This is a genomic window from Pedobacter sp. WC2501 (genome assembly GCF_052682415.1).
In genome coordinates this window covers 589,566-613,403 of the sequence record NZ_JBQZFI010000001.1, presented here as the reverse complement: position 1 = coordinate 613,403, position 23,838 = coordinate 589,566, and the positions used below count along the sequence as shown (strand labels likewise).

Genomic DNA, 23,838 nt, shown 5'->3' with positions numbered 1-23,838 from the left:
AATGAAGAAAATTTTTGTCCTGGCTGTTCTGGCCTTTTCTGTGATCACCTCATGGGGTCAATCTACTCCAAATGTTAATATCCCGTATGATTATCAGTTTTATCAGAAATTTAATCAGCAGATCTATAGCCAGGATAACAAGTTACACTCCTCAATAAAAGGCATCTACTCCGATGGGGTTGAAATTGCGGCATCTTACGATTCGTTAATGAAAATTGGAATGGATACGCTGAATAAAGGTTCCTGGGTGCATAGGAAATTATTCAACGAACATTTATTAGAATTTAATGGTGAGGATTACAAGGTTTATGCTGATTTTCTGCCCGATTTCCAGGTTGGCAGGGACTTTAGTGGTAAAAGGAATACCTGGCTGAACACCAGAGGGTTTCAGGTTGGTGGATCGGTAGGAAAACAGTTTTCTTTTTATCTGAACGGATTTGAGAACCAGGGTAAATTTGTTGATTATGTAAACCGTTACATTGTCACCAATCAGGTTGTTCCGGGCCAGGGCTCAGGCAAACTCGGCACCGATACACAGGACTGGTCATACGTTACGGCATTATTGTCTTATACGCCGAATACACACCTTAACTTTTCATTAGGATATGATAAGAACTTCATTGGGGATGGATACCGCTCCATGCTGCTTTCTGATGTGTCTTCCAATTATTCTTTTTTTAGGGTAAGGGCTACGCTTGGTGCTGTCCAATACCAAACGATCTTTGCCTATATGCTCGATCCCGGCGCACCCAAACTTACTGCTGACCGCAGGCTGGGCGATAGGGGTAAATGGATGGCAGCCCATTATGTGGATTGGAATGTTACCAAAAAGTTCTCTGTGGGATTTTTTCAGGCTGTGACCTGGGCTGATGCTGAAGTTGAAGGCAAACGGGGTTTTGATTTTAATTACGTACATCCTTTTATCTTTTTAAGACCAGTAGAAAATACCAATACAACTTCGCCTGATAAGATGAGGCTGGGTTTTAATCTGAAATACGAAGTTTTGAAGAATACCGCACTTTATGGACAGTTTATGTTTGATGAGTTCACCGCAAAGGAATTTTTCGCCGGAAATGGATACTGGGCCAATAAATATGCCGTTCAGCTTGGATTACGTGGATCCGATCTTTTTAAGGTAAAGCATCTTAATTATCTGGCAGAATTTAATACTGCCCGTCCATATACTTACGCCCATTTTGACAGGGTATCAAATTATTCTAATTACAACCAACCTCTTGCACACCCTTTTGGGGCTAATTTTAGGGAATTTTTAGGAATATTGAACTATAGTTATAAGCGTTTCGATGTACAGGGGGAAGCACTTTATTCGAGGTACGGGAAAGACCCTGATGGCCAAAACTATGGTGGCGATATCTTTAAAAGTTATGATACGCGGTCTGTGCAATACGGCAGTAAAGTTGGTCAGGGAATAAAGACCAATCTCTATTTTGCCCGTGCTCAGGTGTCTTATCTGCTTAATCCAAAATATAACCTCCGCCTGGAACTGGCCGGGGCATTCCGCCGGGAGAGTAGTACTACTGTAGAAAATAGTAGCTTGCTAACCTTCGGCATCAGAAGTAGTTTCAGAAACATATACCACGATTTTTAGCGGGCAAGATACTTTTCCCGGAAGAAAAAAATACTTTAAAGCGCTTCAAAACTATAGTTCTGAAGTGCTTTGTTTATAACCCTTCCATAGGCAGAATCCATTAGTACAGCCGTCATTCGATAGCTCTCGGATCACACGTAGGCCTATCGTGTGGACCATCTAAATTAAATAGTATTTGTTTTAGCACATATTCCTTGGCGATCGTCATGCTGAATTTATTTCAGCATCTTTTCTGCTAAATAGACCCTGAAATAAATTATCTTCGGTGAGCTCGCTTAAGGCTCGGTTTACTCGTAGCTTTCCGCTGCGCTACAGGTCAGGGTGACGGCTATGACGAAAAATGTCTGTAGTAGACCTTTAAAGAAATATTGAGAGCCTGTTTAAATTTTTATAGCAAATATTACATAGCATTTTACTTTCACGCTGAAGGATAATTTATTTTATAAAATCAATATAAATGACAATAGAATTTAATGGGAATAAATCTCCCCGGGGATCGTCATTGCGAGAAGGCTTTTTCAGCCGACGAAGCAATCTTATAGCAAGGGTCACCGGATGATAGATTGCTTCGTCGTGCCTCCTCGCAATGACGAATTTTTTGGAGGCTGTAAGTGATAGCTTAATGAATTTTTTTTATTAATGCGCTGAAATGGTCTTCGACTACGCTCAGACTGACATACAAATTAATTTTATTTAATTTTTAAACATGCTCTAATAATCGACTGCGGTTAATAGCTAATCGTGGTCAGCATCTTTTCTGCTAATAGACCCTGAAATAAATTACCTTCGGTGAGCTCGCTTAAGGCTCGGTTTACTCGTAGCTTTCCGCTTCGCTACAGGTCAGGGTGACGGCTATGACGAAAAATGTCTGTAGTAGACCTTTAAAGAAATATTAAGAGCCTGTTTAAATTTTTATAGCAAATATTACATAGCATTTTACTTTCACGCTGAAGGATAATTTATTTTATAAAAATCAATATAAATGACAATAGAATTTAATGGGAATAAATCTCCCCGGGGATCGTCATTGCGAGAAGGCTTTTTCAGCCGACGAAGCAATCTTATAGCAAGGGTCACCGGATGATAGATTGCTTCGTCGTGCCTCCTCGCAATGACGAATTTTTTGGAAGCTGTAAGTGATAGCTTAATGATTTTTTTTTATTAATGCGCTGAAATGGTCTTCGACTACGCTCAGACTGACATACAAATTAATTTTATTTAATTTTTAAACAGGCTCTAATAATCGACTGCGGTTAATAGCTAATCGTGGTCAGCATCTTTTCTGCTATTAAGATCCAGAACTGAATTCAGGGTGACAACACCAATACTAAAATAGCTAAAGCATAATCCTGAAAGCCATATTATTAATCGAACTCAGGTTATTAGTCAACAGCGTACCTTTTTTTCAATAGCGGAATAAGTATTTCAATTTCCTTTTTTAACAGCTCCACTCCTGCTTTTAAAGAAATATCGTCTGAAATATCCAATTTCTGGATACTGGAACTGATTCCTGTAAGGTTGTTGAGCCCTGCTGATGAGGACATACCATAAATCTTATGTGAAAGTGAGATGATCATTTCCGAATCTGCAGGAACGCGCATTTTGTCCAGCTGCAAAAGTGTCTGTTCAAGCTGAGTGATGGTAATGCCGATTATTTTTTTTATTTTTTCACTATCATTATTCAGATAGGATTCAAGTTTTGTACTATCGAAATGTACAGGCCTGGTTATTTCAATGAGATGTGCATCAGGCTTTTTACCATCAGGCAGCCATTTTTTTAATATGGTTTCGATATTTTCTTCCAAAACGGGCTTGGTGATGAAGTCGTCCATTCCTGCTACCAGGCTTTTCTCCCGCTCTCCCATTACATTTGCTGCAGTAAGGGCTATGATAGGCGTTCTTTTGCCACTTTCGGTCTTTCTTATTTTGCCTGTACATTCATACCCGTTCATTTCTGGCATCTGGATATCCATGAAGATAAGATCGGGGGATTCCTTTTGGAATAGCTCTAGTGCTACACTGCCGTTTTCAGCTTCAAGTATAATGCCTTTGGGATGAAGTTTTTCAATCAGTGCGCGAGCCAGAAACCTGTTCACTTCATTATCCTCTACAACCATAAATTTATACTGATGTTTAGTGTTTTCATCAGGGAGGCTTGGAAGATCTAAATCATCAGCGGCAATTTCATTGGTCTTGAGCCTGGATAGCACCCGGAAAAGCTCATGCATTTTGATCGGTTTTAACAGGCGGTGCTCGATCTGTAATTCCCTGCAGGCTTTGATAATCTTTTCGTCATCTGAGGAACTATGAAGAAGGATTAATGGCAGTTTGCCCTGATCAAGGGTGAAACTTTCCCTGATTTTTGCCGAAGTCTCCAATCCATCCATGTATTGCATTTGGTAGTCCATCAATACCGCGTCGTAAACTCTTCCTTCTGCCAGGAACTGGAGCGCTTCAAAGCCATTTCTGGCTTGGTCGGCCTGAATGTTTTTAAGGGAGAGCATATTCACCAATATCGCCCTGTTATTATCATTGTCATCAACAACAAGTACATTTGTGATGCTCTCTATTCCTCTCCATTCTATTGGTTCTCCCTGTTCAGATTTAAGGTTTACTTCGAAGAAAAAAGTACTCCCTTCTCCCGGGGAACTTTTTAGTTCGAGATGGCTCCCCATCATCTTGAGTAACTTGTTGGAAATCGTAAGTCCTAATCCGGTTCCTCCATATTTTTTGGTGGTCGAGGAATCTTCCTGGGAAAAAGCATCAAAAATCTTTGCCTGTTTGTTTTTTTCGATCCCTATACCGGTATCCCGGACGCTAAAACGGAATGAATGATGATCTCCGTCCTTGCCGAGCTTCTCTATTCTAAGTTCTATTTCTCCTTTCGTGGTAAACTTGGCTGCATTCCCCAATAGATTTATTAAAACCTGTTTTAAACGCAGCGCATCAGTCCAGACAAATCTCGGTAGATCGGGAGGGATGTTTAACAGCATCTCCAGGTTTCTGGCCTGGATCTGGTAAGTGGTAATGTCGCTGGCCTGCCAGGCAATATCGTACAGATCACATTTTTCGATATCCAGCTCAAATTTGCCGGCCTCGATTTTTGAGAAATCTAAAATATCGTTGATAATACTTAATAAAGCATTTGCAGACTGATTTACGATGGTGAGGTATTGTTTTTGCGTATCATTTAACTGCGTTTTCAGTACCAGATCGGTAAAACCTATCACCCCATTCAGCGGCGTTCTTATTTCATGGCTCATATTGGCCAGAAATTCGGACTTAGCGGCGTTTGCATGATCGGCACGCAGCCTCGCGACGGTCATTTCTTCCCTGTGTTCCACTGATGCTGATATGTCCTGGGTGAAAATCATCATCCCGCCAATAGATCCGTCCAGCTGGTGCCATGGCCGCATTTCCCACGCGATTTGATGTGGTGTATTGGTCCTCATGTCAATGTATACATCTTCATCCTTTTTCAGGATTTGGCCACCGAGTACTTTTTTATGATTATTTATACGTTCTTCGGAAAGGTTTGGGAAAACATCATAATACCACAGGCCCTCAATATTACTTGTAATCTGGGTATAATCTTTAACCCATCTGCGGCTGGCTGCAAGGAAATACATATTCTGATCAAGCATGGCTACCGAAGCCGGAGCGTTTTCAATGAAAGCAAGCAATATTGCTTTTTCCCGCGCAAGTGCCTTTTCAGTTTCTTCTTTTTGGCTGATATCGGTAGATATTCCGAGATATCCAATAATTTTGCCTTCTGAATCCCTTATCGAAGTAATGGATAGTGACATCCTCAAGCGTTTACCAGACTTGGTTATAAAAGTAAAGGGCCGTTCTTGTTGTGAACTGTCTGCACATTGTTTAAAAACATCAAAGCCTTTAACTTCATGGCCGAGTGTTGAGGAGAAACTTGTACAAAGTTCTTCTACTTCTTCCTTGTCATGGAGTATTTCAGGTGTTTGCCTGCCGATCATTTCCTCTGCCTTATACTCGAGCAAGTGTTCTGATGCACGGTTAAAGACGGTAATCATTCCTTCTGTATCGGTTGCGATGATACTCACCGCGGTGGAGGCTGACAGTACATCGTCCAGCAGTTTTTTGGATTCCAAAAGTGCCAGTTCTGCACGCTTCTGTTCGTCTATATTTTGCAGCGTACCATAGATCCGGTCTGTTGCAGTTTCCGGGGATTTTGCGTACCCCTTAGCCCTTACCCAGATTTCCTTGCCGCTAAAATCCCTAAGCTCAAGTTCAAGATCCCAGTCTTTGCCGGTCTGCAGGCATTCCGTAACGGCCTGCTGTATTTTCTCCCGGTTCTCCCCTTCCTTATAAAAACTAAGTGCATTGTCCAATGTCGGTATAAAATCCGTTGGTACACCGTGTATTTCCCTGGTGGTTGCCGTCCAGTTTACTTTTTCCTGATTCAGGTTCAGTTCCCATCCGCCTATTTTTGCAAGTTTGCTTGTTTCCTCCAAAAGGTTTCTGGTATGGATCAGTTCATGCTCAAGTTTTTTCTGAGCGGTGATATCAACTGCATTACCCACAATGTAAGGCGTGTTGTCGAGGTCTTTCTGTAGCACATTTGAATATAGCCAGATTCGCTCTTCTCCCGACTTCTGTTTCACGATCATGTGTCCTTTCGAATGGCCGTGTTCTGCAATTTCTAAGAGGTACTGACGCAAATTTTCATGCCTTTCGGCCGGAACAATATCAAAAAGGCTCTTGTCCTTGAGCTCCTTTCTTTTATAACCAAGTATTTTTGCGGCTGCGGAGTTGAGTGAGATGAGATTTCCATCAAGATCATGGGTGCACATTAATCCCTGTGAGCTTTCAAAGAAAGCCTTGAATTTCTGTTCGCTGACTTTCAGCGCCCTGTTTTTTTCGACCTCGGTGGTCACATCACGCCCAATGGCAAAAAGGTTTCCGTTTACCTTTTCAACAGTTACTGTCCATTCAATGGTTTTGTGTTGCCCGTCTTTGGTGAGCATGGTATGTGTCGGCTCATCAAGTGGCTGACTGTTTTTTAGCTGCTCCCAAACTTCTATTCCCTCTTTCAAACCCTGGGGTGGAATAAAGTCAAAGATCGTTTTTTGTTTCAGTTCCGTTTCATCGAATCCGAGCAGTTTATTAAAGCCTGGATTTACTTTTTTGAATTTTCCATCCGGAGCCAAAATACAGATCAGATCTTCAGAGTCATTAAACAGTGTACTGAAATTCTTATATTCTTCTTTTTTGCGGCGTTCTATGATTAGCGATATGGCCTCTTCGGCCAGTAATGACAATATTCGCTGCTGCGTAGCCGTTAATTTTTTGGGTGCCTGGTCTGCTACGCATATTGAACCGAGGGTAAAGCCGTCGGGATCTATTAAAGGATATCCCGCATAAAACCTCACTTTCACGCCGTCTTCAGTAAGCGCATGGTGCCGGAAACGTTCATCTTCGAGTGTATCCTCGACGATAAACGCCTCCTCGCCAAGTAAGGCATACTCACATATTGCAAAGCCCCTGGGAACTTCTTCTATGGCAAGACCGGTCGCTGATTTATACCAGAGCCTATCCTTTTCCGCGAAAGAAATTAATGATATTTCACACTCACAGATTAACGATGCGATCTCGGTAAGCCTGTCAAATCCTCTCTCTTGTCCAGAGTTGATGATTTCGTAATTATAAAGTGCTTCCAGACGAGCATTTTCATTTTCTTGCATTTCGATTTTTTTGCCAGGTAAATCATTGTTTATTTCACTTTAAATTATAAGTAGAAATAAAAACAAATTATTTTAATAGCCTGATTTTTATGCCATGTACCCGGCAATTAAGTTAACTGAATTTACAGTTTTTTTAGTATTTATTAATATACGATTAGTTGTTGAATATCAAAAGCAAAAATGGGGGAAAAATGATTTTCTTAGAAGTTTTGCCTTTTCCTTCAGCCAACAGCATTGGAAATCAGGGAATGGGAAAGTTTTACAGAATTATTTGAACCACCACAATAGGGTTTTTATTTCTCCCTCAAAGATTCGCTGAAGGTTAAACGCTCTCTTTCTGGAAAAGGGCTGGGATCGTCTTTAGGATGAGTTTAATATCGTTCGAAAAACTTTGGTTCTTTGCATAGGTATTGTCAAGAAGCAGGCGCTCTTCTTCACTCATCTCTCCTTTTCCCCGTTTCTCTACTTGCCATAATCCTGTTATTCCTGCCGGTGCGGCAAATCGCAGTACATACCTGTCTGTCGTAAGTTTTTCAGCTTCATAAATTGGCAATGGCCTGTTCCCAACAATGCTCATGTCTCCTTTAATTACATTCCAGAGCTGTGGCAGTTCATCGATACTCGTGTTTCTGATGAAATTGCCGATCTTTGTTATCCTTGGATCATTTGCGATTTTGAAAAATGCAGATCCGCTATTGGCAATACTAAAATAACCCCCGTCTTTTTCACACCACTGGACACCATCGCCATATAACGGATATTGGCATTTTCCAGCCTGTAAGCAGTCCTGGCAAAGGACGGTATCGCCGGCTGTTGTTTTTTGTTCAGCCCGGTCTACATCATACTGATTAAGATGCATCAGATCTTTAATCTTTTTATCTGCATCAATATACATGGAGCGGAATTTATAAAATTTAAATACTTTAAATCCCGTACCGGCGCGCCGTGAGTAGTAAAAAACAGGCCCTTTTGATTCCAGCCATATTAAAAGCATAACCAGCAGCAGTAAAGGAGATAACATGATTAGTGCAGCACCGGCAAAGAAAATGTCAAAGATTCTTTTTGCCAATCCGATTGGGCGTACCACATTTGGCCTGATGGCAAGGCTTTTGGTTAGCGCCGCCCAGTTCCGGATAAAAAAATTAATACGTTTTTCTACACGGGTTTGATGCATAGGCAGGCGGAATACATCGGAGATCCCTGCTGTAAGGGCCAGGATCCTTAAATTCGGATTGAAATACTTTACAACCAGAAAAAAAGGTACGCTTGGCAGCTGTATATTTTTGAGGGTTTCGATAAGCGTAAGGCCACCGTTCGACAGGATTTCGCTGTTAGATATGATGGCTACGATTTCAAGCTCCTGTTCAGCCCATTCCTGCGCCAGCTTCAAGCCATTGTCAAAATAGGCAAGTCGTGCCCCTTCAAATCTACAGTTTTCAAAAAAGGCACGTTGTGTATAGTCCTCGAAGCCTACCATGGCTATGATGGGGAGCTCAACCGGGCCGTTAATATCTTCCTCTGCCATCAAAAATTGCTTTTTCCGGCCCGTCTTAGCACCATTTTTATTCTGGCTTCCAGTTCAGCAGGATTGAAGGGTTTAACCATGAAGTCATCGGCACCAGCTTCCAGGCATTTTATGCGTTTATCCGAACTCTCCTCTCCTGATAATATCATAATTGGCAGGGAACTGAAAAAGTCACTGGTCTTTAGCTGTTCGATCAGCTCAAGGCCACTCATATTGGGTGTATTTAAATCAGATATAATCAGATCAGGAAGGTTTCCGTTCTGTAAGAAAGTGAGTGCAGTCATTCCGTCAGGCCTAATATCTATGCGGTATTTAGTCTGCAATATCTCTTCAAGTATTGCCTGCATAAATTCATCATCCTCAACAAGGAGAATATGTATTTTAGGGTTATTCTGTTGATTCATTATTGAAGAAGCGTTAATGGAATAGGACTTTTATGTAATTCTTTGGCAGAGTCCCTGTATGAAAGTAGTGGCCAACCATTTGAATGTAAAATTGATTTTCAATAAATTATTATCTTAGTTAACCCGTTAATAAATTCGAAATAATTTTAGTTTTGATAAATAATAAATCTAATTTAGGCACGGCGACATTTCAATGCAATTATAAAGAAAAAAAAATAAATAACTTTTTTTATTCTTTTATGGAGTATTAAAAATCCATCAGATAAGCTGATATGGCTTAAGTATAATTTTTCTTTTCATAGAACTTTGGCTTACTGTTATTGTTCTAATTGGCAGGGAAATAAGGTAAGGTATTATGTCCTGCCTGGATGATATAGTCTAATTTACCGCTATTGTAGTATAAAAATGATAAACAGAAACCTTTTGTCCCTAGACAGCGGCCAGCTTAACCGGCTATTTCCGTTTTTTGTCATCGTTGATGCAGATATGAATATAGTAGAACTGGGAAATAACCTGGAAGAAATTATCGGTAACTATATCGGTGAGCCGATTTCCGATCATTTCGAAGATCTCCATATCGGTGAAGATGATCAATATCCTGATTTAGGGAACACCGGGATGACCATGAAAAAACAGCCTTTAAAGATCATTGGGAGATGGGAGAAAATCTTTGATCAAAATTTGTTTTTTTTCGCGGGATCAGGGCAATCAACTCTTGATAAGGGGATGCCAGCTAAAGGAAGTTTTGAGCTTGATGGCAATAAAGATCCCCAAATAGAAAGCTTTCCGTTTTCGGTTAACGAACGCAGTTACCATAATGTTATCGCAAATATGAAGCTTGGTTTGCTGGAACTGGATATGAAAGAGCAGATCGTGTATGCAAATAACAGCTTTTGTGAAATATCAGGATATGATTTTGAGGATATTAAGGGCAGATCAGTCTCAGAACTGTTTAACGGTAAGCTATTCTCAAGCGAGGGTGATGCGATAAATTATGAAAGCATCACTTCAGAATTGAGTGAAATCCAGTATTTGGATGCGAAAGGCGAGCGGAAATGGTGGCTGGTATGCAGGACCATAAATTTTAACGATAAAAGTGAAGTAATCGGTTCTCTCCTGGTCAATTTTGAAATAACCCGCAACAAGGGACAGGAACTCGAACTGAACGCTGCAAAATTAAAGGCTGAAAAAGCGGCCAATAGCAAGGACATGTTTCTGGCGAATATGAGTCATGAGATCAGAACACCCATGAATGCAATCATCACCATGGTTAACCAGCTTTCCAGGACTAATCTTACTGTTGAGCAGGATTACTGCATCCAGACCATACAAACAGCATCAAAAAACCTAATGGTAATTATTGATGATATTTTAGATCTTTCGAAGATTGAGGCCGGTAAAGTGAATCTCGAATATATCGGGCTGAATATTTCAAAAGTGCTCCGGGAGGTTATTCAGGTGATTATACACAGGGCTGAAAAAAAAGGCTTGGTCATCCATTATCTTCAACCCGATTATGATGATATCATACCCGTTTTGATAGGAGATCCTTTCAGGATTAGTCAGGTAGTATTGAATTTGCTAAGCAACGCCATAAAATTTACCGATAAAGGATCTGTATCACTTACGCTAAGCCTTCTGGCTGATTTCGATGATGCTCAGGAAATTGAGGTCCTGGTGAAGGATACAGGAATAGGAATGGAACCCGAATTCATCAAGCTTCTTTTTGACAATTTCAGCCAGGAATACGAATCTGTATCCAGGAGATATGGCGGCACTGGTTTGGGAATGAGTATATCTAAAAAACTGGTTAGCCAGATGGGAGGATATTTTAATGTTAAAAGTGAAAAAGGGAGGGGTTCTTCCATTTCTTTTGTCATCAGGCTGAAGAAAGGTATTGATACCGATCTTCCCGTGGAGCCAAAATTAGTGCTTAGTGATGACCTGTTTTCGGGTAAGAGAATTCTCATAGTTGACGATAATGAAATGAACAGGCTTGTTGCTTCAACTATACTATTGAACTTTGGTCCCCAGATTATGGTTGCCGAGAGTGGAGAGGTAGCGCTTGAAATGGTAGATAAAGAAGATTTTGACCTCATTCTTATGGATATTCAAATGCCTGTCCTAAATGGCTACGATACAACAAGATTATTAAGGGATGGGGGCTATAAAGGGCCTATCATTGCCCTCACAGCCTCCGCAATAAGCGGGGAAAGGGAAAAATGTATTGCTGCGGGAATGGACGATTATATTACAAAACCGATAAACGAAGAACTTTTTGTTAAGGTAATCGATAAATGGATGGTGAAAAAAACAGTAACGCCTGATCACCCTGAGGCTGCGCTTCCACTTTACAACCTGGATGGCCTGTATGTTATTAGTAAAGGGAGGGAGGATTTTGTGACCAAAATGATTCAGCTGTTCTGTGATCAGATGCCCATTGCCCTCAATGATCTAAACAATGCTTTGGAAAATACAGAACTTCAAACTATTTCAAAGCAGGCTCACAAACTTAAATCTACTATTGATCACCTCGGAATTATCTCAATCCAGCGTGTGATAAGGGATATTGAATCCCTGAGCGATGAAAATGCCCCGGTTTCGGAACTTATCCCAATGATTGACCAGGTTAATCATGTGATCAATCGGGTAATTTTGGATCTCCAAACTGAAATAAAAAGAAGGAATCAGGATTAGGCGGATTAATCTGGTAGGACTTATAGGCCTCAGTTCGGTTAATATTTATTTATACTGACTGATTTTAAGCCTGTGAAACTAGCACGATCGTTATGAGGCTGTCTCATAAATATAGGATTTGTCATCCTGAGGATTAATTAATTGTTTAAAATCAATATGAGTGACAGAGGGTTCTATTGTTATGTTCTGGAGAGGAATCGTCTTTGCGAGAAGGCTTTTTCAGCCGACGAAGCAATCTTACAACGATCGCTAACAGCGTATGCTTTAAGATTATTCATTTTTGCAGTTGTTTTTAAAGGTATTCATGAGCTCAATCGTTCGGTTATCTTCGTGCCTCGCAATGACGACCTTTTTTTGGAGCCTGTTGGCTGTTGGAGTTATATGTTGGTCAATTCTGCACCGTCAGCACTCAATCAGCTTGATGTTACCGATATAAACGGGCTTTAGCCCGCCATTGTATCGGTAACGCGCTTAACTGCAACCTCTTTAACTGCCTTAACAATGGAGTCTTTATCATAGCCACATTCTGCCCAAAGCTCGGGTTGTTCTCCGTGGTCGATAAACTTATCAGGGATTCCAAGTCTGACTACCTTGGCATTATAATTATTATCGGCCATAAATTCCAATACTGCAGTACCTACTCCCCCTGGTAATGAGCCATCTTCAACAGTGATGACATTTTTGTATTTAGAAAATACCTCATTTAATAAAGCTTCATCTAATGGTTTTACAAAACGTAAATCATAATGCGCCGGATGAAAACCCTCGCTATTTAATTCTGTACATGCCTCAACAGCAAAATTACCTACGTGGCCAATCGTTAATATGGCTACGTCTTCACCATCACAAATTTTACGCCCTTCACCAATTTTCAACGCTTTAAAAGGTCTCTTCCAATCGGGCATTACCCCATTTCCGCGTGGGTAACGGATTACAAAAGGCCCTATATTTTCTTGTTGAGCCGTAAACATCAGGTTACGAAGCTCTTCTTCATTCATGGGAGAAGAGACAATTAGATTTGGGATACAGCGCATATAGGCGATATCATAAGCGCCATGATGTGTTGCACCATCGGCACCAGCCAGGCCAGCCCTGTCCAGACAAAAAACTACATTTAGTTTCTGGATGGCTACATCGTGGATTACCTGATCGTATGCCCTTTGCATGAAACTTGAATAGATATTACAGAAAGGAACCAATCCTTGCGTGGCCAGGCCAGCAGAGAAAGTTACCGCATGTTGTTCTGCAATACCTACATCAAAGGCACGTTTTGGCATGGCTTTCATCATAATGTTTAATGACGAACCCGACGGCATTGCCGGGGTAATGCCTACAATTTTATCGTTAGCCTCAGCCAGTTCTACCATGGTATGTCCGAAAACATCCTGATATTTTGGTGGTTGTGGCTTATCTGGAATACTTTTTTTGATTTCGCCTGTAATCTTATCAAACAAACCCGGGGCATGCCATTTGGTTTGGTCCTTTTCTGCCAGTGCAAAACCTTTTCCTTTTACTGTAATACAATGCAAAAGTTTAGGACCCGGAATAGCAGACAAATCTTTTATGGTTTGCGCCAAACGTGTCACATCATGACCATCAACAGGACCAAAGTACCTAAAGTTTAAAGCCTCAAATAAATTACTTTGTTTGAGTAGAGTTCCTTTGATGCTTTTTTCAATCTTTTTTACATACTTATGTGCATTGGGCCCAAGCTTAGAAAGCCCAGTAAGTACATGAGAAATGTCATCGCGAAAACGATTATAAGATTTTGAAATGGTGATGCTGGTTAAATATTCTTTAAGCGCGCCAACATTCGGATCGATAGACATACAGTTGTCATTCAGGATCACCAGTACATTACTGTTTTCGATCCCTGCATGGTTTAATCCTTCAAAAGCTAAACCAGCTGTCATGGCACCATCGCCAATAACAGCCACGTGCTGCCTGTTGGTTTCGCCTTTTAATTGTGAAGCCACCGCCATTCCTAAAGCTGCGGAAATGGAAGTAGAAGAGTGGCCAACACCAAAGGTATCGTACTCACTTTCGGAAATTTTTGGAAAACCGCTAATGCCACCATATACACGGTTGGTATGGAATAAATCCCGGCGGCCAGTTAAGATCTTATGCCCGTATGCCTGATGGCCTACATCCCAAACTAACTTATCGTAAGGGGTATTTAAGGCATAGTGTAAGGCTACGGTTAATTCTACCACACCCAAGCTGGCGCCAAAATGGCCACCATTAACACTCACTACATCAATAATATATTGTCGTAATTCCTGGCTTATTTGTACTAAGTCAGCTTCACTATATTGCTTTAAATCAGCAGGATAGTTAATTTTAGATAATAGGGGGCCAGCTTTTACTTGCATTCGAAATTTAGGGGAAAAAACAAGATACAAAGTAAGGTAAATTTGTTTTAATATAGAAGAGAAAAATAGCAGTTTGTTATAGCGGGTTAAGCGGCTGGGGTTTAGCGGTAAGGGTTTGGTGATTAGCGTTTAGCGGTAAGGCGTTAGGGTAGAGCCAATAATGAGGAGTATGGGCCGTTTTGAATTCGGTTTAGCCTTTAAGGGCGTAAAAATTTTCATTATGTTTGTTGTTACACATGCAGGCAGAAAATTTTGAAATAAAGCTTCCGGTATTTGAAGGTCCCTTCGATTTGTTGTTGTTCTTTATTGAACGCGATGAACTTAATATACAGGATGTGGAGATTGCGAAGATCACAAACGACTTTCTGGCTTATATCCACCAACTCCTTGCCTTAAATGTAGAAGTAGCCAGCGAATTTATTCTGGTTGCTGCCACCCTGATGCGGATTAAATCCAGAATGTTATTGCCAAGGATCGAAGTAGATGAGGTTGGGAACGAAATCAACTCAGAGCAGGACCTTATTGCACGGCTGATTGCCTATAAACAGTTTAAATCTGCAGCAGAAGAAATGAAGGTTTATGAAGAGGAGCGGTTAAAGCAAAACCACAGGGGTAACATTTCATACGATCTTACATTGGCTGCCGCCTCGTCTACAAATCAGGACGAGCTTTTATCATTGGATCTGTATAAGCTGTTAACCGTTTATCACCGGACCATGCAGAAGTATGAGCTGCGCAGTGAAGAAGTTAAACATACTGTGGTCCAATATCCCTACACCATCGAACAGCAAAAACACTTTATTGTCAACTTGCTCGATATCAATAAACAGATCGATTTTGCCCTCGTGCTTAAAAACTCAGAAAATAAAGTGCATTTTGTTTATAATTTCCTGGCTATTTTAGAGATGTTGCAGCAACAAGTGGTAGAGATAACCATTGGAAGTGGCTTTAACAACTTTAATGTGAAAGCATTATCCTGATACGGCCTAAATTAAATTTGAAATCCTTACTTTTGCAGAAAAAATACAAACCTAAATATACAATGACACGCGACAACCAAATTTTTGAACTTATCGATAAAGAATTAAACCGCCAGGAGCATGGTTTAGAACTTATTGCATCAGAAAATTTTGTAAGCAAGCAGGTAATGGAAGCTGCCGGATCGGTACTGACCAATAAATATGCGGAAGGCTTACCAGGAAAACGTTACTATGGCGGTTGCCAGGTAGTAGATGTGGTAGAGCAGATTGCTATTGATAGGGCAAAAGAATTGTTCGGCGCGGCTTGGGTAAATGTTCAGCCACATTCTGGAGCACAGGCTAATGCAGCGGTAATGCTTGCTGTTCTGCAACCAGGTGATAAAATATTAGGATTTGATCTTTCTCATGGTGGGCACTTAACACATGGTTCGCCAGTTAACTTTTCGGGTAAATTATATCAACCTTTATTTTATGGGGTAGAAAAAGAAACTGGATTAATTGATTATAAAAAATTAGAAGAGGTTGCTTTAGCTGAAAAGCCAAAACTGATTATCTGCGGTGCCTCTGCCTATTCACGAGAGTGGGATTATGCTTTTATCCGTGCAGTAGCTGATAAAATTGGTGCTTTGGTTTTGGCTGATATTTCTCACCCGGCAGGTTTAATCGCAAAAGGATTGTTAGCCAACCCTCTTCCGCATTGCCATATTGTAACCACTACCACCCACAAAACTTTACGTGGGCCACGTGGCGGTATGATTATGATGGGACAGGATTTTGAAAACCCATGGGGATTGAAAACGCCTAAAGGCGAAATCCGTTTAATGAGTAACCTGCTCGATATGGCGGTTTTTCCTGGTACGCAGGGCGGTCCCTTAGAGCATATTATTGCAGCTAAAGCAATTGCCTTTGGCGAAGCTTTAAGCGAGGAGTACGGAACATACATTAAACAGGTAGCTGCTAATGCACAGGCAATGGCTAAAGCATTTGTAGCAAAAGGATATGGTATTATTTCTGGAGGTACGGATAACCATTTGATGTTAATTGATTTGCGCAATAAAAACATCACCGGTAAAGTAGCCGAAAATGCTTTAGAGAAAGCAGAAATCACGGTGAATAAAAACATGGTGCCTTTTGATGATAAATCACCGTTTGTAACTTCAGGTATCCGTGTGGGTACTGCCGCCATTACTACCCGTGGTTTAAAAGAAACCGAAATGGAGCAGATTGTTGAATTAATCGACAGGGTTTTAACTAATCCGGAAGATGAAGCCAACTTAAATGCAGTGAAAGCTGAAGTGATTAAATTGGTGAGTGCATTTCCACTTTATAAATAGGGACAGGTAATTCGATTTAGTGATGATATATAAAAAGCAGTTACATTAATTTGTAGCTGCTTTTTTGTTTAAACAAAAAGATCTTTAGTGCTTAATGCTTTAAAACAAACGTTTGTTTTATATATTTATCCCAAATTAATAGATATAAATTATGTGTGGAATAGTGGGCTATATTGGCTATAGAGAAGCCTGGCCAATTGTACTTAAAGGCCTAAAAAGATTAGAATACCGTGGTTATGATAGTGCGGGGATTGCATTAATGAACGAAAGCGGAGAGCATATATATAAAAAAGCTGGTAAAGTAGCCGTTTTAGAAGAGTTTGCTAAAGACCAGGATAAGTCTGGTACTATTGGTATGGGCCATACCCGTTGGGCAACCCATGGTGTTCCTTCTGACCGTAACTCCCATCCACATACTTCAAACAATGGTAAACTGTCAATTATACACAATGGCATTATAGAAAACTATGCTACTTTAAAAGAAGAGCTGATTAACCGCGGGCACGAATTTAAAAGCGATACCGATACGGAGGTGCTCATTCATCTGGTAGAAGAAATCCAGGAAATTGAAAATATAGATCTTTTGGAAGCCGTTCGTCTGGCTTTGAAGGAAGTGATTGGCGCCTACGCCATCGTAATTATGGATCAGGATCACCCTGATCGTTTAATTGCAGCCAGAAAAGGCAGTCCGATGGTAATTGGTGTGGGCCAGGGAGAATACTTTATCGCTTCTGATGCTACACCGATTATTGAATACACCAAAAATGTAATCTATCTGAATGATAATGAAATTGCGCTGATTACTAAAGATGATCTTTTAGTTAAAAGATTGGATAATGTGGTGCAAACGCCATTAATCCAGGAGTTGCAGTTAAAGTTAGAAATGCTGGAGAAAGGTGGCTTTGATCATTTTATGCTCAAGGAAATTTACGAGCAGCCGCGTTCGATTAAAGATTGTATGCGTGGCCGTATTTATCCTGAAGAAGGAAAGGTTCAGCTTGGCGGCATTAAAGAATTTGCAGAGAAATTAAAAAATATAGATCGTATCATTATTGTAGCCTGTGGAACATCGTGGCATGCAGGTTTGGTTGGCGAATACCTGATTGAAGAATATGCCCGTATTCCTGTTGAAGTTGAATATGCTTCAGAATTCAGGTATAGAAATCCGATTATTACTGAAAAAGATGTGGTAATTGCCATTTCGCAGTCTGGAGAAACAGCTGATACCATGGCAGCTATAGAGATGGCTAAAGAACGTGGGGCAACTATTTTCGGAATTTGTAACGTTGCGGGTGCTTCCATTCCACGTTTAACGCATGCGGGTGTTTACACTCACGCTGGTCCTGAAATCGGAGTCGCTTCTACAAAGGCATTTACTGCACAGGTAACGGTTTTAACTTTGATGGCCTTTTATATGGCACAACAAAAAGGAACCATTACTACTTCAAAGCTGATCGAACTTTTAACCGAACTCGATAATATTCCTGATAAAATCCAGATTGCTTTAGAATCGAACGACCTGATTAAAGAGGTAGCAGAAAAGATTAAAGATTCTACCAACTGTCTGTTTTTAGGTAGAGGAAGTGGTTTCCCTGTAGCTTTAGAAGGTGCGTTAAAACTTAAAGAAATTTCCTATATCCATGCAGAAGGATATCCTGCAGCAGAAATGAAGCATGGTCCTATCGCCTTAATTGATGAAGAAATGCCTGTGGTTTTTATTGCTACGCAGAATTCATCATACGAAAAAGTGATCAGCAATATACAGGAAGTAAAAGCAAGGAAAGGCAAAGTAATTGCGATTGTAACCCAGGGCGATACCGAGGTGAAAAAAATGGCCGATTACTGTATTGAAATTCCTGATGCCAATGAAGCCTTTTTACCGCTCTTGGCAACTATTCCGCTTCAGTTATTATCGTATCACATTGCGGTAATGCGTGGTTGTAATGTAGACCAGCCAAGAAATCTGGCCAAATCAGTAACCGTAGAATAATTTACAACATAACAACAGATAAAGCAGCTGCATTAATTTGTAGCTGCTTTTTTGATTATAGAGGTATTTATATACTGACTTTGTTAACTAAGCCCGATTGAACGGATGCCGTTTTGAACCGTATATTTTTGATATCGGTAAATTAAAACGGCAGGAGGAAAAGCGGGACCGCAGGCTGCCATTTTGCAACAACGGAAGCTTTCAAAAAAAAAAAATAATCGGGATAGAGGCAAAAATGGACTAAAATAATGGGAGTGGCAATTTAAAATCTTATTAAAAAAGTAAAGGGCCGATATTCTTTAGAAGAAATATCGACCCTTACCATCTAAATTAACGCTCTCGTATATATAAACGAGATTTCCAGGTGATTTGTTTTTGAAAAATAAAAAAAAGTGATTATTTTTCGTAACTACCTAAGGTTGAGGGATAAATTCTTGTGTTGCCTTTGATATCTTTATTAAGATAACCGGTAAAATAAGGATCGGTATTCAAATCAGCGCCTTTCTTTCTGGCTACACTATTCGCCGAGAGCTCAAAATTTTCCATTTCCTGGTTGATGAATAATGGATCAATATTCAAAATATTGCCATTACTGTTATAAGTGCTGTTGGTACATCGGATTAAATTACTCCAAAAATTGAGCTGCACCATTGCAGAACTTTTCTTTTGGATATCGAGTTCATTAGTTAAACTTCCCCAAATGATGTTATTAGTTAAATCGATTTGAAGTTTATTGTAAGCATTTACGGATAAATAATCTGAAAAGCTCAATGAAGCAGTTTTACGGGGAAAGTTTATGTTGTAACCAACAAAGGTATTCTGTTTCAAATTATAATACCCTCCCCCAACGCCATATATCAAATAATTGCCGCAGTTATACATCACATTATTAAATGCGAGCAGTTCTGAATGGTAGCCAATATAAGCTGCCACCTGCATGTTTTTAATAATGCTATTGCTTAAAATTAATTTGGGGTTGTTGTTAACAGATAAAGAATCGGAGGTAATGCCAACAGATGCATTTTTAATGATCGCATTTTTAATCAGTCCATATCCGGTGCGTTTTAAGGAAATTCCTTTCCATTGCCCGGGCTCATCGCTATAAATTCGTTCAAGCCTGTCGCTACAAAATAGTACAGGCTCAGTAAAGTTTCCATTAACGATCAGATTTCCTTCTATGTTTAAATTGGCATCCTTATGGAAATAAATTTTAGTTCCAGGCTGGATGGTTAATGAAGCGCCACTCTTAACGGTTAATGACCCATTGATAATATAGGGTAAGGCTTTTGTCCAGATGGTGTTCGCATTAACTGTAGATTCATTAATAAATATAGCATTTTGTCCATAAGCTAAAAGCTGAATCACCTGTTTATTTCCATTTGTATTTAATAGAATAGAATCTTGGACCAGAAAGGGTAGATTGGTTGAATTTGGATCGATTGAAACCTTGACAAAAAGATTTATAGAATCCTGGCCGTTTATGATGAGATCATTTTTACGCTGCGTTTGCTCTCCGTTAATATTGATACTGAAGGCCGAAGTATTCCCGCCTGATAATCTGATTTCGGATACTTTAACCGCGTCATTATTTTTATTTACAATTTTTATTCTTCTGGTTGTTGAGCCCACCGAAGTAAAAACGGTATCAAATAATACTTCTTTATCAGAGATATTGAGTTTAGCATTTGAATCTGTGGTAATACGCTCTCCTTTCCGGCAAGCTAAACCAAAGAATGAAATCAAAAGCACTAAACCAATATTTAAACGCATAAATCAAACTTAGAAAAATGTTTGGCTACTTACAATAGCACTTAAATTGTATAGTGGTAATTATTCTGCGAATGCAAGTGCTGCTATGCTCACTTTTATTGCTCCTATAGCTAAGAGTACGTTGGCACAGGCTTCAAGCGTTGCCCCGGTGGTAATTACATCGTCAACCAGTAAAACATGTTTGCCGATGATGTCTTCAGGAGAATTTACCTTAAACACATCTCTCATGTTTTCGTAACGGATATACCTGCTTTTTTTAGTTTGGCTCTCGGTAGCATTCTTCCGGATCAGGTGATCTTCGCTAATGCCAATCCCCATCTGCGCCGCAATTCCTCCCGCAATAAAGGTACTTTGGTTATATCCCCTGCTCTTATATTTTTTGCGATGTAAAGGAACTGGAATAACCAGATCAATATCCTGGTAAAGCGTTGCGGTTTTCAGCCTTTCTCCCAGCATATTGCCTAATAACACACCAACATCTGTTCTGCCGTTATATTTTAAGTTGTGTATTAAGTTTTGAACTTTCGCTCCTTTTCTAAAATATAACATGGCCATTGCAGCATTAAGTGGTAAGCGGCCCCATAGCTGCTTGGCAACCCTATTATCAGCATATTGATGATAGTCGGTAAAAGGGAGGTCGTATAAGCATTTTAAACAAATCAACTTTTCATGGCGAAACAAAGCAGTGCCGCATGCATTGCATAAATTTGGAAATAGCAGTCCAAACAAATCAGAAGTCCATTGTTTAACCAGAAGCATCTAACTAATTTATAAAATATTTACGAGGAATACTATGTTTTTAAGGCTAGGGTGAAATATAGTTAAATGGTTATTTTTTAGCAAAGCAGTTGTTGTGCTACTATATAGGTATGTCCCCGCTTTCCGTTTGTAGTGCCGGCGTGAAGCCGGCACTACAAACGGAAAGCGGGTTTAGGTGGCGGAGGGCAGGGGTAACTTACGAAGTTTCTAATGGCAGGGTGCAGGGAACTTCGTAAGTTTTTAGGTCAAACCTCGCAAGTTTTTAAAACCTGCGAGGTTTATAAGAGGTGCAAACACCCGATTTACCAAAAAGTTTTGCTGGAGGCAAAACTTTTTCCTGCTGAAAACCATCAACTTACGTTAAACCCTTCGTTATTCCACAAAAAACCTTTGGCATTGTACAGAATTTTCCTACTTTTGCATCCCGCTTCGGAGGAAGAGGTTAATAAACTGAAAAGACGGCATAGGGATGAGGAGAGCAGGATTTATTTTAAATAAATGTTGCAGATGAGAAAAAGATTGCTACCTTTGCAGCCCGGTTCGGAAGAACGGAAAGCCAGTTAAGCCTGGCCTATTGAAAAGCAAACAAGGAAAGAATAAGGCTTGAAAAAATAAAATTTATTTTATTTGGAAGTCCGGAAAAGTTCCTTACCTTTGCACTCCCAACCGAAAGGAAGGGTAAAAAAATCGGAACGGCGGATGTCGGGAAGATAGGAAAAAAGATTGAAACAGACGTAAGCACGTTTAAGACTAACAAGACTTGAACGGACTGAAGTTTGAAGATATATAAATGACCGGCCGTGAGGTTTACAGGTCAATAAGTTCTTAAAAGAGATGTCAATGTAGCGTAGCGAGGTAATGGAGTACTGGTCAAAGTACATGATTACGTAGCTTTATTTTAAAGGTGGTGTCTAACAGACAACATAACAAAAAGAAGACTATTTTTAACAATAGTTAAAACTGGTCAGCATCTTACAACACATTTTACAATGGAGAGTTTGATCCTGGCTCAGGATGAACGCTAGCGGCAGGCCTAATACATGCAAGTCGAACGAGATTATCCAGCTTGCTGGATTTGAAAGTGGCGCACGGGTGCGTAACGCGTATGCAACCTACCTTAATCTGGGGGATAGCCCGGAGAAATCCGGATTAACACCGCATAAAAACACAGGATAGCATTATCCAATGTTCAAATATTTATAGGATTGGGATGGGCATGCGTGTCATTAGCTAGTTGGCGGGGTAACGGCCCACCAAGGCGACGATGACTAGGGGATCTGAGAGGATGGCCCCCCACACTGGTACTGAGACACGGACCAGACTCCTACGGGAGGCAGCAGTAAGGAATATTGGTCAATGGAGGCAACTCTGAACCAGCCATGCCGCGTGCAGGAAGACTGCCCTATGGGTTGTAAACTGCTTTTATCCGGGAATAAACCTCTTTACGTGTAAAGAGCTGAATGTACCGGAAGAATAAGGATCGGCTAACTCCGTGCCAGCAGCCGCGGTAATACGGAGGATCCAAGCGTTATCCGGATTTATTGGGTTTAAAGGGTGCGTAGGCGGCCTGTTAAGTCAGGGGTGAAAGACGGTAGCTCAACTATCGCAGTGCCCTTGATACTGATGGGCTTGAATGGACTAGAGGTAGGCGGAATGAGACAAGTAGCGGTGAAATGCATAGATATGTCTCAGAACACCGATTGCGAAGGCAGCTTACTATGGTCTTATTGACGCTGAGGCACGAAAGCGTGGGGATCAAACAGGATTAGATACCCTGGTAGTCCACGCCCTAAACGATGAACACTCGCTGTTGGCGATACACAGTCAGCGGCTAAGCGAAAGCGTTAAGTGTTCCACCTGGGGAGTACGGTCGCAAGATTGAAACTCAAAGGAATTGACGGGGGCCCGCACAAGCGGAGGAGCATGTGGTTTAATTCGATGATACGCGAGGAACCTTACCCGGGCTTGAAAGTTAGTGAATGGTTTAGAGATAGGCCAGTCCGCAAGGACACGAAACTAGGTGCTGCATGGCTGTCGTCAGCTCGTGCCGTGAGGTGTTGGGTTAAGTCCCGCAACGAGCGCAACCCCTATGTTTAGTTGCCAGCACGTTATGGTGGGGACTCTAAACAGACTGCCTGTGCAAACAGAGAGGAAGGAGGGGACGACGTCAAGTCATCATGGCCCTTACGTCCGGGGCTACACACGTGCTACAATGGATGGTACAGAGGGCAGCTACATAGCAATATGGTGCGAATCTCACAAAGCCATTCACAGTTCGGATTGGGGTCTGCAACTCGACCCCATGAAGTTGGATTCGCTAGTAATCGCGTATCAGCAATGACGCGGTGAATACGTTCCCGGGCCTTGTACACACCGCCCGTCAAGCCATGGAAGTTGGGGGTACCTAAAGTATGTAACCGCAAGGAGCGTCCTAGGGTAAAACCGATAACTGGGGCTAAGTCGTAACAAGGTAGCCGTACCGGAAGGTGCGGCTGGAATACCTCCTTTCTGGAGTAGACTCACCTACTCGCCACGCAACATGATATTTCTAAATAAGGTATAAGGTTAAAGGAAAAAGACTAAAGCTGGAAGGCGTGTCTTGATACTAGATACCGGATACTTTATACTAAAAAGAGAAAAAAGAAACACCCAGAAGAAAACGGTGGGCTACTATAAGGTAA

Annotated in this window: 11 protein-coding genes and 1 rRNA gene; 6 read left to right on the top strand and 6 right to left on the bottom strand. The window is 40.8% G+C overall.

The genetic code is table 11. The features are described 5' to 3' along the window. Window position 1 precedes the first annotated feature (1 nt). Complete coding sequence (locus ACUN24_RS02660; protein WP_445561120.1) at window positions 2-1,609, top strand: gliding motility protein RemB; 1,608 nt, start codon at window positions 2-4, stop codon at window positions 1,607-1,609. A 1,382-nt stretch (window positions 1,610-2,991) separates the two neighbouring features. On the opposite strand, the gene ACUN24_RS02655 is transcribed toward ACUN24_RS02660, so the two are convergent. The 3 genes from ACUN24_RS02655 to ACUN24_RS02645 all read right to left on the bottom strand — a co-directional run bounded on the left by ACUN24_RS02655 (window position 2,992) and on the right by ACUN24_RS02645 (window position 9,255). Then, a complete protein-coding gene (locus tag ACUN24_RS02655; RefSeq protein WP_445561119.1) occupies window positions 2,992-7,326 on the bottom strand; it encodes a PAS domain S-box protein in 4,335 nt (1,444 codons plus the stop codon). A gap of 322 nt (window positions 7,327-7,648) precedes the next feature. Then, entirely contained in the window at window positions 7,649-8,851 is a 1,203-nt protein-coding gene (locus ACUN24_RS02650; RefSeq protein ID WP_445561118.1) for a sugar transferase, read from the bottom strand. Beyond that, a complete protein-coding gene (locus ACUN24_RS02645; protein WP_445561117.1) occupies window positions 8,851-9,255 on the bottom strand; it encodes a response regulator in 405 nt (134 codons plus the stop codon). Before ACUN24_RS02645 ends, ACUN24_RS02650 begins: the two co-directional genes overlap by 1 nt. A gap of 405 nt (window positions 9,256-9,660) precedes the next feature. Between ACUN24_RS02645 and ACUN24_RS02640 the strand changes: the two genes are divergently transcribed. Beyond that, window positions 9,661-11,952, top strand: a complete 2,292-nt coding sequence (locus tag ACUN24_RS02640; RefSeq protein WP_445561116.1) for an ATP-binding protein — start codon at window positions 9,661-9,663, stop codon at window positions 11,950-11,952. A 443-nt stretch (window positions 11,953-12,395) separates the two neighbouring features. Here ACUN24_RS02640 and dxs read toward each other — a convergent pair whose 3' ends face one another. Then, the gene (gene dxs, locus ACUN24_RS02635) at window positions 12,396-14,324 is read right to left on the bottom strand and encodes a 1-deoxy-D-xylulose-5-phosphate synthase (protein WP_445561115.1); all 1,929 of its coding nucleotides are present in this window, start codon (window positions 14,322-14,324) and stop codon (window positions 12,396-12,398) included. 236 nt (window positions 14,325-14,560) lie between these two features. On the opposite strand from dxs, the gene ACUN24_RS02630 reads away from it, so the two are divergent. From ACUN24_RS02630 to glmS, 3 genes are all read left to right on the top strand, one after another. Then, window positions 14,561-15,304 (top strand): segregation and condensation protein A, encoded by a 744-nt coding sequence (locus ACUN24_RS02630; protein WP_445561114.1) that lies wholly within the window; start codon window positions 14,561-14,563, stop codon window positions 15,302-15,304. 62 nt (window positions 15,305-15,366) lie between these two features. Further along, entirely contained in the window at window positions 15,367-16,638 is a 1,272-nt protein-coding gene (gene glyA / locus ACUN24_RS02625; protein ID WP_445561113.1) for a serine hydroxymethyltransferase, read from the top strand. 151 nt (window positions 16,639-16,789) lie between these two features. Beyond that, window positions 16,790-18,628: a glutamine--fructose-6-phosphate transaminase (isomerizing) gene (gene glmS / locus ACUN24_RS02620; RefSeq protein WP_445561112.1), complete on the top strand. Its 1,839-nt coding sequence runs from the start codon at window positions 16,790-16,792 to the stop codon at window positions 18,626-18,628. Window positions 18,629-19,024: 396 nt separating this feature from the next. Here glmS and ACUN24_RS02615 read toward each other — a convergent pair whose 3' ends face one another. Beyond that, window positions 19,025-20,398: a hypothetical protein gene (locus ACUN24_RS02615; RefSeq protein WP_445561111.1), complete on the bottom strand. Its 1,374-nt coding sequence runs from the start codon at window positions 20,396-20,398 to the stop codon at window positions 19,025-19,027. A 60-nt stretch (window positions 20,399-20,458) separates the two neighbouring features. Continuing rightward, window positions 20,459-21,157, bottom strand: a complete 699-nt coding sequence (locus tag ACUN24_RS02610; RefSeq protein ID WP_445561110.1) for a ComF family protein — start codon at window positions 21,155-21,157, stop codon at window positions 20,459-20,461. Between the two features lie 986 nt (window positions 21,158-22,143). Here ACUN24_RS02610 and ACUN24_RS02605 point away from each other — a divergent pair. Further along, window positions 22,144-23,665: ribosomal RNA gene (locus tag ACUN24_RS02605) — 16S ribosomal RNA — on the top strand. The last annotated feature ends 173 nt before the right edge of the window (window positions 23,666-23,838 follow it).